At 42.7% G+C, this 13,776-nt stretch carries 13 protein-coding genes and 1 other RNA gene; 9 read left to right on the forward strand and 5 right to left on the reverse strand.

Translation table 11 applies throughout. The features are described 5' to 3' along the window. Window positions 1-560: 560 nt before the first annotated feature. The 4 genes from ppk1 to FTU95_RS00860 all read right to left on the reverse strand — a co-directional run bounded on the left by ppk1 (window position 561) and on the right by FTU95_RS00860 (window position 4,249). Complete coding sequence (ppk1, locus tag FTU95_RS00845; protein ID WP_180077461.1) at window positions 561-2,660, reverse strand: polyphosphate kinase 1; 2,100 nt, start codon at window positions 2,658-2,660, stop codon at window positions 561-563. Between the two features lie 469 nt (window positions 2,661-3,129). Then, a non-coding RNA gene (gene ssrS, locus FTU95_RS00850) (6S RNA) lies at window positions 3,130-3,310 on the reverse strand. 97 nt (window positions 3,311-3,407) lie between these two features. Next, window positions 3,408-3,695: a cell division protein ZapA gene (locus FTU95_RS00855; RefSeq protein ID WP_004279505.1), complete on the reverse strand. Its 288-nt coding sequence runs from the start codon at window positions 3,693-3,695 to the stop codon at window positions 3,408-3,410. Then, window positions 3,692-4,249, reverse strand: a complete 558-nt coding sequence (locus tag FTU95_RS00860) for a hypothetical protein (protein WP_100328787.1) — start codon at window positions 4,247-4,249, stop codon at window positions 3,692-3,694. Before FTU95_RS00860 ends, FTU95_RS00855 begins: the two co-directional genes overlap by 4 nt. 64 nt (window positions 4,250-4,313) lie before the next feature. On the opposite strand from FTU95_RS00860, the gene FTU95_RS00865 reads away from it, so the two are divergent. From FTU95_RS00865 to FTU95_RS00895, 7 genes are all read left to right on the forward strand, one after another. Next, complete coding sequence (locus tag FTU95_RS00865; RefSeq protein ID WP_005096352.1) at window positions 4,314-4,946, forward strand: UPF0149 family protein; 633 nt, start codon at window positions 4,314-4,316, stop codon at window positions 4,944-4,946. Between the two features lie 128 nt (window positions 4,947-5,074). Beyond that, window positions 5,075-6,409: a Xaa-Pro aminopeptidase gene (gene pepP / locus FTU95_RS00870; protein WP_180077239.1), complete on the forward strand. Its 1,335-nt coding sequence runs from the start codon at window positions 5,075-5,077 to the stop codon at window positions 6,407-6,409. A gap of 292 nt (window positions 6,410-6,701) precedes the next feature. Then, the gene (locus FTU95_RS00875) at window positions 6,702-6,941 is read left to right on the forward strand and encodes a DUF378 domain-containing protein (RefSeq protein WP_005096354.1); all 240 of its coding nucleotides are present in this window, start codon (window positions 6,702-6,704) and stop codon (window positions 6,939-6,941) included. A 478-nt stretch (window positions 6,942-7,419) separates the two neighbouring features. Then, window positions 7,420-8,325, forward strand: a complete 906-nt coding sequence (gene yddG / locus FTU95_RS00880) for an aromatic amino acid DMT transporter YddG (protein WP_074383056.1) — start codon at window positions 7,420-7,422, stop codon at window positions 8,323-8,325. 117 nt (window positions 8,326-8,442) lie between these two features. Beyond that, a complete protein-coding gene (ubiH, locus tag FTU95_RS00885; protein WP_180077241.1) occupies window positions 8,443-9,651 on the forward strand; it encodes a 2-octaprenyl-6-methoxyphenyl hydroxylase in 1,209 nt (402 codons plus the stop codon). Continuing rightward, window positions 9,648-10,895, forward strand: coding sequence for an FAD-dependent monooxygenase (locus FTU95_RS00890; protein ID WP_180077243.1), 1,248 nt, complete (start codon window positions 9,648-9,650; stop codon window positions 10,893-10,895). The genes ubiH and FTU95_RS00890 overlap by 4 nt, the downstream gene beginning before the upstream one ends. A 175-nt stretch (window positions 10,896-11,070) precedes the next feature. Next, complete coding sequence (locus tag FTU95_RS00895) at window positions 11,071-11,325, forward strand: hypothetical protein (protein WP_005171865.1); 255 nt, start codon at window positions 11,071-11,073, stop codon at window positions 11,323-11,325. An 87-nt stretch (window positions 11,326-11,412) separates the two neighbouring features. Here FTU95_RS00895 and rsmI read toward each other — a convergent pair whose 3' ends face one another. Beyond that, window positions 11,413-12,255, reverse strand: coding sequence for a 16S rRNA (cytidine(1402)-2'-O)-methyltransferase (rsmI, locus tag FTU95_RS00900; protein WP_005096362.1), 843 nt, complete (start codon window positions 12,253-12,255; stop codon window positions 11,413-11,415). 10 nt (window positions 12,256-12,265) lie between these two features. Between rsmI and FTU95_RS00905 the strand changes: the two genes are divergently transcribed. After that, window positions 12,266-13,225, forward strand: coding sequence for a penicillin-binding protein activator (locus FTU95_RS00905; protein WP_005096363.1), 960 nt, complete (start codon window positions 12,266-12,268; stop codon window positions 13,223-13,225). A gap of 15 nt (window positions 13,226-13,240) precedes the next feature. Further along, a complete protein-coding gene (locus tag FTU95_RS00910; RefSeq protein ID WP_005096365.1) occupies window positions 13,241-13,654 on the forward strand; it encodes a YraN family protein in 414 nt (137 codons plus the stop codon). The last annotated feature ends 122 nt before the right edge of the window (window positions 13,655-13,776 follow it).

Below are 13,776 nucleotides of genomic sequence, written 5' to 3' on the forward strand. Positions count from 1 at the left end.
AAAGTGGCTTAAAATATCCATAAATCAGTCTCAGATTAAAAATAACAACGTGTGAATCGAACAGGAGAGAGGCTAATTTTTAGCCTGATTTTATCTTGATCCAAAAGCCAGAAGGGTACAATAGCAGCACAGTTTTTATTTTTTGAAATTATAAGAGTTCTTTCATAAATCATTTTTTAATCATTAAAAAGAAATTCCCTCTCCTTGTAGGAGATGAGCAGCACTGCTGCGCAAGGGAGAGGTTGTTTCTAAGAATTACCCTCATCCTCTTGCGAAGCTATGCTTCTCATCCCAGAGGGAGAAGGAACTTCCAAACTTCATTAAATATGAGTGTAACGATCATTTTTTGATTTATGAAAGATATCTATAGATGTGCTGTGGCGGTGATGGGTACCAGGTGTATTTATATAGTGAGCGATCAGACAGGAGTGGCGTATTGAAGAAGCCCAGTTTAAATAAACTTCTTCAATTTTAGATTTTAATTCTATCTCTGGATGAACTTGTGCAGAAATCCGCCTTAATGATTGACTACCACTTCATCAGGCAGAATGACCAGGTTGCTAAACTTTCTTTATCAGATTCTTTTCCCGTTGATCGGTCAAATATTGTTGTGCCATAAAAACTTCTTCATTTTCTTTCGGGCGGGTTAAGCTCCACTGGTCGTTTTTATCCAGTTCCCAGGCACGGGTATTGTCCTTTAAATAGTTAAGCAGCCCATCTTGAATAATCTGTTTCTTAATCTTTTTATCCTCGATAGGAAAGCAGCTTTCAACTCGGGAAAATAAATTTCTGCCCATCCAGTCGGCGCTGGCACAATATAATTTTTCTGCACCATTATGATGAAAATAATAAACCCGGGTATGTTCCAGATAACGCCCGACTATAGAACGTACCGTAATATTTTCAGACAGTCCTTCAACTTGCGGCCGTAAGCAGCAAATTGAACGAATAATCAGGTCAATTTTCACCCCGGCCTGTGAGGCCTGATATAAAGCCGAAATCAGTTGCGGCTCGGTCAAGGCATTGACCTTAATAATAATACGCGCAGTCTGACCAGCAAGAGCAAACTGGGTTTCCTGTTCAATATAGTGCAAAAGCTGGTCATGCAGGGTAAATGGCGCATGAAACAGTTTTTTCAGTTTCGCCATCCGGCCCATACCGGTGAGCTCCTGGAAAATCTTGTGTACATCTTCTGCCATATCATTATCAGTGGTCAGAAGGCCGTAATCTGTATACATTTTTGCATTGCCGGCATGATAGTTGCCAGTGCCCAGATGTACATATCGACGCAGATTTTCTCCCTCTCTACGTACAATCAGGATCATTTTTGCATGGGTTTTATAGCCCACAATGCCGTAGACCACCACAGCGCCTGCTTCCTGTAACAGATTGGCCACGATAATGTTGGACTCTTCATCAAAACGTGCACGCAACTCAATGATTGCAGTGACTTCTTTACCATTTCGCGCTGCTTCTACCAGTGCCTGGACAATTTCAGAATCGGGGCCACTTCGATATAAAGTCTGTTTAATTGCTAAAACATCAGGATCCTTGGCCGCTTCCCTGAGCAGATTGATCACAGGCTGAAAAGAATCAAAAGGATGATGCAAAAGCACATCGCCTTTTTTTAAGACATCAAAAATGAGACTCTGATTGCGCAATGCTTTGGGAATGACCGGCTGGAAGGGTTTAAAGCGTAATTCAGCAATATCGAAGTTGGTAAAGAAGCGGGTCAAATTTACCGGTCCATTGATACGATACAGTTCTTGCTGGGTCAGATTAAACTGTTCCAACAGATAGTTATTCAGTTTTTCCGGACAGCTCTGAGCAACTTCGAGTCGTACGGCACGACCAAAGCGCCGAGATGAAAGTTCATCCTTTAAGGCAATTGCCAGATCATCTACATCTGCAGCTAAAGTCAAATCTGCATTTCTTGTCACGCGAAATTGATAACAACCTGTAGCGGTCATTCCAGGAAACAGATCGTTGACATGATATTGAATCATGGCCGACAGTAAAATGTAATGTTGCTCGCCTTTGGGGCATAGTTCTTCTGGCAAGCGAACCACACGCGGCAAAGATCGGGGCGCAGGCACAATGGCGAGATCGATATGACGGCCAAAAGCATCTTTGCCTTCTAATGAAACGATAAAATTCAGACTTTTATTGACCAGACGTGGAAATGGATGTGCAGGGTCCAAACTGATCGGGGTTACAACTGGCTGAATTTGTTTGAAAAAATAGTTTTTAATCCATTCATGGTGCCGTTCCAGAATGTCGTTAAACTGAATAAAGCGGATTCCGTAGTTTTTCAGTTTCGGTAATAGCGTCTGATTTAATATCTTGTATTGTTCTTCGACTGCATGATGTGCTGTGTCTGAGATTTGCTGCAAAATCACTTCATTGGGAATGCTATCTGGTGCTGAGGTAATCAGCTTTAGATCAAGCTGCTTCATTAAGCCTGCAACTCGAATCTCAAAAAATTCATCTAAATTACTCGAAAAGATGATTAAAAAATTCAATCTTTCCAGTAAAGGATGGCAGCTATCTTTAGCCTGTGCCAGCACCCGTTTATGAAATTCCAGCAAAGAAAGTTCACGGTTGATATAGGTATGAGAGTTATGTAAGTTTTTTTTGCAGCCGACGTCATAAATACCGATCTTAGAACAAGCCTGATTTGACTTGGCAGCGATATTAGAAAGAAATTGTGACAGAAATATGAAAATCACTTTAGCCTGGACTATGAGTTAAAATTAAATGACTGTAATTAAGATATATTTTAATTAAATTCTATTTTCATAAAGTGTCTATTATATAAGCAGATCGCGATAAGTTATAGGAGTATGAGCTGTATACTTAAGCCGGAACAGCACATTGAAAATCATAGAAATAATAAAATATTTAAGCAACATATGCTGGCCATGACAGTGATTGGATTGCCAAGGCCTGTTTATGGTTGTCAATAAAGCAATAAGATTGGCAGCAATTTTTCCACTTGCTGGCTATAGCTATATGAGATGAGCAAACTTGAGTCATACTGGATAAGAAGAAAGATAAAATAGAAATAAAAACTGAAAGGAAGCGTCGAAAATTTGAGAAATTTATCTTTAAAATTATTATAAAAACTAAAGTACTCCGAAGATGCCGCTGCATGTCGTTACCCTGAACCCGATGAGTTCAAGGTGGACGCGACGCATACTTGCTGGGTTTCCTGCACGAAGGCAGGCATACACTCTAAATATGCAGAACGCATCCGGAGATATAAGTATCGGCAGGGATATAGACCCGCTGGCGAACACCTCAGAGATAAGTTAATTATAAACGATAATGTCGGTGTGGCAACTCTATGCTGTTCATGAACTGTAAACAGTTCAGCCAAATGGCCGAAGTTTAAACAGAATATGAGATTATTCTGTTAGTTCCTCAACTTCTTCTAAAATGGTTTGTAACAAACGCTCGCAATGCGCATATTGTTGCAGTGATCTGTTCATGTTCAAGACTTCCTGCATCAGCTCAAGTGCCACCATGATAATCAGCTTGCTGGGTTCCATGCGTGGTGCTTTACGACGAAATTCATCGTATTTATCATTCAATAACTGTGCCGCGCGCTCTAATTCTTCCTGCTTGTCAGGAGTAGAGGCCAGACGGAAACTATGCCCCAATACTCTGAGATCAATTGCAATTTGTTCACTCATGATGAGGCTTCCTCAGTCACTTCAGTCGGATGGGCCAGTTGTTGGATTTCTTGTGCATGATGATCCTGCGCAGTACCGAGAATTGCCAGACGTTGAATAATCGCCTCAACTTTGGCTTTGGCATTTTCATTTTTCTGGGTTAAACGCTCAGATTCCTGATTGAGGCGCTGAATTTCCTGTTGGGCATGACGCTGCTCGATCAGCATCTTTTCCTTCAAAACCCGCAGTTCATTTCGTTCAGCCAGAATTTCCTGAAAACGGTTTTTCAGATCGGTACAGCTTTTTTCCAGACGGCCATAACGGTCTGCCAGTGCAGTTGCATCATTATTGAGCAGTTGAAACTGGGCACGAGAATCTGTCAGCTGTTCGGTCAGGTGTTCATTTTCTTGTTGTTTTTGCGCAATCACGCTGTTCTTTTGTTCAATTTGCTGTTGATGTTGCACCATGGAAGAGTCTTGCTCTTCGCGCAAACTGGAATTCTCACTTTCAAGCCGTGCGAGTCGCGTTTTTAACACGCCAATCTGCACTTGTAGACGCTGTAATTCTTCTAACATATCGAGGTCGCACAGTGTTGCAAACAGAGGTAATATATAAGCAGTATAGAGATTGGATAAACGAATGCAAGACGATATTTCAGGTTGGACCGAATGGCACCGCAATTTTTCTTCAATTGAGGAAATTTCTAGCCCGAGTGAACTGCATGGTTTGCTGACCGGGATTGTTTGTGTCACCCAGGCACCGAGCAGTGAAGAATGGTTACAGATTTTAGAAACACTGGATGTGCCTGAACTGGATGCCGAAGCATTAGAACTGTTGACTGGCGAAGCTGAAGATGTTTTCCATGCATTGTCTGAAGATGAACTGGATTATTTACCTTTGCTTCCAGATGATGAGCATGTGCTCTCAGAACGTGTGCAGGCATTGGCGGACTGGTGCGCAGGCGTGGTGTTAGGTTTTGGTCTGGCTTCTGGTCATATTCGTCAGGACGAAGTAGAACTGATTGAACATTTACAAGATGTTGCAGCGGTTGAATTTGAAGACTCAGACGATGATGCCGAAGGTGAAGAAAGCTATCAGGAATTGTATGAATTTGTGCGCCTGATTCCAGTGAGCCTGTCTTTGGGACGTAAGAAAGTGGAGGTTGAGGAAACGCCACTCTTGCAGCAATTGACACAAAAAGTGCAGCCTCAGGTTTCTGCTACAGAGGCGCAAAGCGTGGTCGAAATTTTCTCGCCTAAACGTCCAAGCTAACTAAATAGTTAGCTATGTCATCACACTGCTTGAAATCAGGCATATATTTTGCTGTTTCATTAGAATATATGTTCTGTTTTCAAGAGAATATTTCAATAAAAGCATGAATTGACAAGAAGTAAGGTGTAATGAAGAAATTAACACAAGCTGATTTTCAGGAACGTCGCAGTATTCTCGCAGGGGAAATTGGTTTACGCAGTATTGCGATTATCGCGACCAGTCCGGTGGCGATGCGTAACCGTGATGCAGATTATAAATACCGTGCAGACAGTAGTTTCTTCTATTTAACCGGATTTTCAGAACCTGAAGCTGTGGCTGTGATTGAAACCTTTGACACTGAAGAAGAAGGCTATAGCTATAGTTTATTCTGCCGGGAACGTAACCGGGAAATGGAAATCTGGAATGGCTATCGTGCAGGGATTGATGGGGCGATGCAGGATTATGATGCAGATGAAGCCTATCCGATTGATCTGCTAGATGAAGGAATTCTGGAAAAATTACAAAATAAAGACCAGTTATTTTATCGCATTGGCCACAACGCGGATTTTGATGCACGTGTAGCGAAATGGATTGCGACTGCAAGTGGTGAAAGCCGGCGTGGTACGTCTGCACCTGCTCAAGTGATTCAGCTGGATCGTATTATTGACGAAATGCGTCTGCATAAAGATGACAATGAAATTGAACTGATGCAAATTGCTTCAGATATTTCGGCAGATGCACATACTCAAGCGATGCGAGCAGTACGTCCGGGCATGATGGAATATGTACTCGAAGCCGAGCTGAATTATATTTTCGGCAAGAATGGCGGTGTTCCGGCCTATAACAGTATTATCGGTGGCGGTGAAAATGCCTGCATCCTGCACTACGTAGAAAATGATAAAGCGCTGAAAGATGGTGATTTGGTGTTGATTGATGCCGCGGCTGAATATCAGCTTTATGCTTCAGATATTACCCGTACCTTTCCAGTGAATGGTAAATTCAGTCCGGAACAGAAAGCCTTGTATAACGTGGTACTGGATGCCCAAATCGCTGCGATCAATGCCGTGCAAATTGGCAACTCCTATAAAGAACCGCACAATGTTGCTGTGCGCATCCTGGTGCAAGGTCTGCTTGATCTTGGCTTGATGCAAGGTGATATCGACGACATTATAGAAAAAGAAGCTTTCCGCCAGTTCTACATGCATGGCACGGGTCACTGGCTTGGTATGGATGTGCATGATGTTGGCGCGTATAAGGTCGATGGTGAATGGCGTCCGTATGAAGAAGGCATGGTGGTCACCGTTGAGCCGGGTGTATATATTGCACCTGATGATGAAACTGTGGATGCAAAATGGCGTGGCATTGGCATCCGGATTGAAGATGATGTCGTGGCCACTGCAAATGGCCCGTTGGTGTTAACCGCGAAAGTCGTGAAAACGGTAGAAGACATTGAAGCATTAATGGCGAAAGTACAGGCTGCTTAATTTTAGAGACATGAAAAGCCGATCCTTAGATCGGCTTTTTTTATGACTGCTCTAATAGATTTGAAGCCAGATCTTTTGAGAGATTGCGCAACGATAGTAAAAAAGATTTCAATTACATTTATCACGAACAAGTCAAATAAAACTCACCCAGTTAAAATTTGCAGCTTAAAAATTGACAGGAATTCAACACAGAAAATCGGTTTTTAGCATCAAAGCTACATATTAAATGCGCTTTGCTTCTCATACTTTCTCTGATCCTTAAATAAACTTAAAGAACAGCAGGAGAAGACTTATGAGACTAAATACGATTGACTGGATTGCTTACGCTTTAACAATTATTGGTGGCATCAATTGGGGTTTAATTGGTGCATTCGACTTTAATTTGGTTGCTGCAATCTTTGGTGATATGACTGCGCTTTCTCGAATTGTTTATGTACTGGTTGGTTTGTCGGCATTGTACCTGATCTATACCGGTACGAAATTAGGAAAAACAGTGCATCACACTGAGCCGCATAGCCGAGTGGTGCGTTAATACGCCAACGATTAATCTATATGACTTACATCCCTACAAGGTTGATTTTAAATAATTAAAATTCGGCTTGAGTGGATGGAATAGTTATCAATAAAACGGAGCTGAGGCTCCGTTTTTATTATGGTGATTTGAGCTAGATGACTGGCTGACAGAGACGGCATTTTGGGTGTTTGGATAGCCATAAAATAGCGGAGTTATGAGGAAAAAACGTCCATAAACAAATGATTTTTTTACCTCCAAGCTGTAGATCTTAGTTCTCCTTAAAAGCTAAGCGACGATTTAAAAAAATAAATGTTGTGCCAATTTTAGTCATACAAAACTATAAATTTAGCTGAAAGTTACAGTTCTTATCTAAAATTTAAGTCTGCATTATTTACTATCATTCTGATTCATTGCATGATCTGAGTAAGTCGAAAAATTAATCTTTAAAACTACAAAAGCATATATCTGAATATCTTTGATTCTGAGTAAATAGCCCATGCTCTTAAACGCTCTACCGGTATTTAATCGAAATGTCGCGACTTTAATTGGTCTTTCTGCGGTCATCTTCTGGAGTACGAATGTTGGCTTAATTCGTAGTGTCAGTGAGAGTTTTGGAGCGGTCGCAGGTGCTGCCCTGATTTACAGTGTGGCATCCATTATTTTATTTTTTACCATCGGTCTACCCAAGCTTTCTACTATTCCAAAGCCTTATTTATGGTGGGGAAGTCTTTTATTTGTTGCTTATGAATTATGTTTTGCCCTTTCTATTGGTTATGCTCAAAATAGTCGGCAAGCCATTGAAGTCGGCATGATTAATTATCTATGGCCGACTTTTACCTTATTATTTGCAATCATTTTTAACAACGTTAAAGCCAATCTCTTAATTCTTCCTGGTTGCCTATTGGCCTTGGTTGGGATTTGTTGGGTTTTAGGCGGAGATACCGGCTTTGATCTCTTACAAATATGGAGCAATTTGAAAGCTAATCCTCTTAGTTATGGTTTAGCTTTTGCTGCAGCGGTTTTGTGGGCTGCATATTGTTCCGTGACCGTAAAAACCTCTCAAGGTAAAAACTTGGTCACGATATTCTTTGCCCTTGCTGCGGTTGTGCTCTGGATCAAATATTTCCTGATGAATGGAGCAGCGCTTAATTTTACTTATGATAATACCGTCACTTTGATTATGGCAGCCGGAGCTTTAGGTTTGGGATATGGTGCCTGGAATATTGGAATTATTTCTGGAAACATGACATTAATGGCGGGTGCTTCCTATTTTACTCCGGTGTTATCTGCTTTATTTGCAGCATTATTGCTGAGTACGTCTTTGTCTTTTGGTTTTTGGCAGGGTGTGGCAATGGTTACGGCTGGAGCAATTCTGTGCTGGTTGGCCACCCGGAAACAATAAACATCAGAGGCGAGACACGCTATTTCATTATAAAAAAGAATTTTTTTGAGCTAATATAAAATCCATCATGATTATAAGTATCTATTGACTTAGATACGACATTGAAAGGATTACAGCATGCAACAAGAAGTCATCATTGTCGGTGGTGGTATGGTGGGCTTAAGCCTCGCACTGATGTTGGCGAAAACCAATATTGCAGTCAAACTTTTGGAAGCCATCAAATATCCAGATTATGATGATGAACATCTTGCCCCGTATCATTCCAGTTTTGATGCACGTAACAGTGCCTTGTCGCGCCGTAGTGTACAGATCTATCAGGAACTCGGCCTTTGGGATGCACTACAGCAACATGCCACACCAATTCTGGAAGTCAATATTACCGAACAAGGCAGCTTTGGTAAGGCACGCCTAAAAGCAGAACAGGAAAAAGTCGAAAGTTTCGGTCAGGTGATTGAAAATGCCTGGCTCGGCCGTGTGCTGCTGACCCAAGTGAAAAAACAGCCGCTGATTGAACTGATTGATGGTGTACAAGTCACATCGCTGACTCAAGATGCCGATTGTGCTTATATTCAGGCGCAGCGTGGTGAATCTGAGCTGACTTTACAATCTAAACTGGTCATTGCCGCAGACGGTCGTGATTCTTTCTGCCGTAAAGCATTGGGCATTGGTACTTCAGAACACGATTATAATCAGGTCGCGATCGTGACCACAGTACAAACCTCGAAGCCCCATGGTCATGTTGGTTTTGAGCGTTTCAGTCATTTAGGCCCTTTGGCGTTATTGCCATTGCCGGGTGAATATCGCCGTTCCGTTGTCTGGCCGGTAAAAAAAGGCACAGAAGGTGAATGGTTGGGCGATGAAAATGATCAGCATTTTCTTGATGCCTTGCAGGACACTTATGGTGATCGTGCCGGAAAATTCCAGAAAACCGGTCGCCGTTTTAGCTTCCCACTCTCTCAAGTCCTGGCAGAAAAACAGGCCGTTGGCCGTGTGGTATTGATGGGCAATGCTGCCCATACCATCCATCCTGTCGCCGGACAGGGCTTTAACCTGTGTATGCGCGATGCTTATGTGCTTAATCGCTATTTGGCAGAGCAGCTTGAGCAGGGTGCTGATTTAGGCAATGCAGCCATGCTACAGGACTACGAAAAATCACGCCTGAAAGATCAGCAGCGGGTCATTAAATTCTGTGATTCAGTGGTACGCGGTTTTAGTAACCAGAATCCATTCCTCAAACTGATGCGTAACACAGGCTTAATCTGCTTTGAAAATATTCCAAGCATTAAACCTTTGGTTGCGAATTATGCCATGGGATTAAAAGCATGAGCTTAAATCAAAATAACGAAATCTTGGATGTGGTCATTATTGGCGGTGGACTGGTTGGTGGACTGACTGCACTTCTGCTGGCGCAAGGTGGTGTGCAGCCTACAGTTTTAGACGCTGCCCCAATTTTAGACGCAGATAAGACATTAGATGTGGCAAATCCACGTGTTTTGGCACTGAGTCAGGCAACCATTCATCTATTAAAAATAGTCGGCGTATGGAACAAACTGGCACGTCAGCAACCTTATACCGGTATGCAGGTCTGGAATAAAAATGGCTATGGTGACATTAATTTCGGCCAGTCTTCAGAAAAAACACCCTCAGTAGAACAGGCCTTAGGTTCGATGGTGGAACCGAGTATCCTGAATCTGGCTATTCAGCAAAAGATGCTTGACGATATACAGGATTACCGTACTCAGGTTAAAGTCAGCCGGGTAGAACGAGGAGTCGGTGTCTGGATCATTCATCTGGCCGATGGCACACAGCTTAAAACCAAACTGGTGATTGGTGCAGATGGTGCCAACTCCTTTGTCCGTGAGCAAGCTTTCATTGATATTGATGTGCTGGATTACCAACAGGCCGGGATCAGCTGTGCGATTCAAACTGTACAGCCCCATCAGCATATGGCGCGCCAGATTTTTCTGGAAACCGGCCCTCTGGCTTTTTTACCGATGGCCAGCTTAAAAAAAGAAGAGCAGGGACATTGGCAATCCATCGTCTGGACTTTGCCGGATGATTATGCTGAAGAATATGCAGGGTTGTCAGATGCTGACTTTACACAGCTATTGACCCGTGAAAGTCATCATATGCTCGGTGAGGTCGTACAAGCGACACCACGTGCGACTTTTCCATTAAAAGCACGTGCCGCCCAACACTATGTTCAAGATGGTCTGGCTTTGATTGGTGATGCTGCCCATGTGATTCATCCGCTGGCAGGTCAAGGGGTGAATATTGGCTGTCTGGATGCTGCCGTGCTCTGTGATGTATTGCTGCATGATCAGTCACGTGGTGTTTGGGCACATGAGCAAAGCCTGAAGCGTTATGAGCACCGCCGTAAAGGACAAAACGATGCCATGATGCACAGCATGTCTGCGATTGGCTGGATGGAAACGACTTCATTTTTCCCGATGGTTTGGGCACGTAATTTCGGTCTGAAACAGGTAGAAAATCAGCCAATGTTAAAAGATGCATTTATGGCACAGGCCAATGGTCTGAGTTTACTTAAAGACACACGCTATGCAGCTTAACGTTGAAATGTAAATTTTTTAAACAAACATCCATAAAGAGTAACGATTTTGTTTAAAAAAAATACGATTTTTTAATATTTGGTACTAGGCGAATGCCACATAGATTGCTAAATTTCACTTAATTCGACACCTGGCTTTAAATACAAAGCGAGCGCTCATTTTGGGGGAGATGCAAATGACAGACATGAATGATTATGATGACGACGTTGAAGATTCAATCGTTGACGATGATGAAGCAAAAGCAGCTGAAAAAGGCGCAACAGAGAGTACAGAGGTCGTCAATGATAACGATCTTGCAGAAGCTGAAACTTTGACCGTGACTGCAAAGTTAAAGAAGCGTCAGGCACTTGAAGACGAAATTGCGGCTTTTCTCGCAAGTGGCGGCCGTATCGTTGAAGTACCGGCAGATGAGTCAGTAGCTAAAGAATAAGTCATTCCTTGACTTGGACTTATAAAAAAACACCACATCAGTTGTGGTGTTTTTTTGCAAAAATAAAAGTGATAGATAGCTAGAATATTAATCGTTGGCTGATGTCAGTTCTAAAGCACGTTGATAAGCCACTTTCTTTTTGATACCGGTTAAATCTGCTGCCAGTTGTGAAGCTGCTTTGACTGACAGATCCTGTAATAAGCGATTCAATAATTTATCCAGCTTTTCCTGATCCAGATCTTTTTCTTCGGTTGCTCCGCCAATCACCAGAACAATTTCACCTTTTTGCTGATTATGATCATTAGCAATGAATTCGACCAGTTCACCTAAAGTCATTTTCTTGATGGTTTCAAAAGTCTTGGTAATTTCACGCGCGAAGCCAACAGGACGGTCTGCTCCAAATATGCTCGCCATATCTTTAACGCATTCCAGAATCCGGTGCGGTGCTTCATAGAAAATTAAGGTCTGGGTTTCATCTTTGAGTTTTTCCAGATTCAGCAGGCGCTGACTTTGTCTGGATGGCAGAAAGCCTTCAAAACTGAAACGGTCACTCGGCAAGCCGACCGCACTTAAGGCCGCAATCGCAGCACAAGCACCGGGCACAGGAATAACACGGATATTATGCGCTTGAGCAGCCCGAACAAATTTAAAACCAGGATCGCTAATCAGGGGCGTGCCAGCATCACTGATCAGGGCCATATCTTCGCCATTGAGCAGACGCTGGATCAGCTGCTCAATTTTGTTGCTTTCATTATGTTCATGACATGCAGTCAAAGGTGTTTGAATATTAAAGTGTTTAAGCAACTGTGCCGAAGTTCGTGTATCCTCAGCAGCAATCAGACTCACCGACTTCAACACCTGAATTGCACGATAACTAATATCATCTAAGTGCCCGATTGGAGTCGCAACAACAAATAACTGAGCACTCATAGGTTTCTCCATGTGGAATAAATTGAATAATAAAAAATGGAAGATGAAAAATAAAATATTAGGCTTGTGTTTAGTCAGCTGCATCAGCAGCGTTCAAGCAGAAGTGTTGATCATTCTACCCGAATCCGGGCCTTTGGCGCGAGCTGCATCGAGTATCAAACAGGGTTTTCTCAGTGCCTATACCGCTTCAGGACACAAGATTCCGCTGAAATGGGTCAATGCCAATCAGAAAAATATCTCCCAGCTACTTAAACAGCATGTCAATAAAAAGACCAGAATGGTGGTGGGGCCATTGGCACGTAGCGACGTGGAACAACTGCTGAACAGCAAACCCAAAGTACGTACCCTCAGCCTGAATGAAGTGGCTGATGTCTCTCCCAATGTCTGGCAGTTCAGTCTATCCAAGAAAGATGATGCCGCTGCCTTAAAAGCACTTTTATTCAAAGACGGGATTCGGCAACTGCTGATTTTACGCCAGCCGGGCAGTGAAGCGGAGCATGAACTGTTGTTGATGTCCTTGCTGAGCCAGAGTGATCTGAAATTTAAAATCGTAGATAAACCACCACGATTTTTAATGCCCAAGCAGGGATTATTGTTTCTGGGCAATGCAGAATGGATGGCTGTCATGCCTGAATTAAATCGTTCACGGATGTATACCGTAGCCAATGCCATGAGCGAACAGCACAAGCTGCCACAAGGGATCAAGTTTTGTGATGTTCCAGTGCTTTACTTAGCGGATTGGCCGGATGTGCTGCAAGCTTATGCCAAGGAACCGGTTAATCTGTCTTATCAGCGCCTGATTGCTTTTGGCGGCGATGCCTGGCACATCACCCAGCAGTATTTATCTCAGCCGCGGCTGCAAACGATTGAATTTCAGGGCAGAACCGGCCGGATTCAGATCACTGAACACGGTGTCCAGCGTACTCCGCAATGTTTTCAGTACAGTGGCACAGGTGTAAAGCTGCTCTAACAGGGAAAGAGAATAATGCGACAGCAATTAGGTACATGGGCAGAACAGCAAGCCGCCCAACTGATGCAGCAGCAGGGATTTCAATTGCTTACAGCCAATTATCACAGCCGTTATGGTGAACTGGATCTGATTCTGGTACGTGAACAGGAGCTGATCTTTGTTGAAGTCAAAGCTCGTGCACACACCGGATATGCGCAAGCGATCGAGTCGGTGTCGAAAGCAAAACAGGGCAAGATGCTCAAGACGGCAATGTGCTTTATTCAGAAAAATCCACAATTTGCACACTATTACTATCGTTTTGACGTGATTTGTTTTGATTTTAAACAGCAATTTGCAAAAACCCTACAGCATGACTTTTCGCAATACCCTTATGATCTGGAATGGATTGAAAATGCTTTTACTTTTGATCAAGAGTTTATTAATCTGTGAATAAAATAAGGTCTAAAGATGCTTATATTTGCCTCAAGATCATTGTAAAGTTCAAGCAGAGTTGCCATGATCTGAGCTTAAAGACAGATTATTAGATTGAAAAAGACGTAATAAAATGAAGG

The sequence above is a fragment of the Acinetobacter sp. YH12208 genome (assembly GCF_013418055.1).
GTDB classification, from domain to species: Bacteria; Pseudomonadota; Gammaproteobacteria; order Pseudomonadales; family Moraxellaceae; genus Acinetobacter; species Acinetobacter pseudolwoffii.